Source organism: Streptomyces sp. SID12501, from assembly GCF_010550245.1.
In the GTDB taxonomy this organism is placed as follows: domain Bacteria; phylum Actinomycetota; class Actinomycetes; order Streptomycetales; family Streptomycetaceae; genus Streptomyces.
Genome location: NZ_JAAGLU010000421.1, coordinates 1 through 516, shown reverse-complemented (window position 1 = coordinate 516; position 516 = coordinate 1). Strand labels below are relative to the sequence as shown.

General features: G+C 69.6%; 1 protein-coding gene. It reads left to right on the top strand.

Translation table 11 applies throughout. The features are described 5' to 3' along the window. Window positions 1–35: 35 nt before the first annotated feature. Window positions 36–516 (top strand): AMP-binding protein (locus tag G3I71_RS46555; protein ID WP_164324990.1); only part of this gene is annotated, 481 nt, incomplete at its 3' end.

Sequence of the window (516 nt, the reverse complement as noted above, 5' to 3'; positions counted from 1 at the left end):
CGCCGCAGCGCCGCAGCGCTCACCGGGAGGACGCTTTGCTGAGCACCATGCAGGACGTACCGCTCCTCGTCACCCGCATACTCCAGCACGGGATGACGATCCACGGGAAGTCCCAGGTCACGACCTGGACCGGGGAGGCCGAGCCGCACCGCCGCAGCTTCGCCGAGATCGGTACCCGCGCCAACCGTCTGGCCACCGCCCTGCGCGATGAACTCGGCGTCAGGCAGGACGACCGCGTCGCGACGCTGATGTGGAACAACGCGGAGCACGTGGAGGCGTACTTCGCCATCCCGTCCATGGGCGCGGTCCTGCACACGCTCAACCTGCGGCTGCCCCCCGAGCAGCTCGTCTTCATCGTGAACCACGCCGTGGACAAGGTCGTCCTGGTCAACGGCACCCTGCTGCCGCTCCTCGCGCCGCTGCTGCCGCACCTGCCGACCATCGAGCACGTCGTCGTCGCCGGCATCGGCGACCGCTCCGTACTCGACGGCCTCGACGTGCGCGTGCACGAGTACG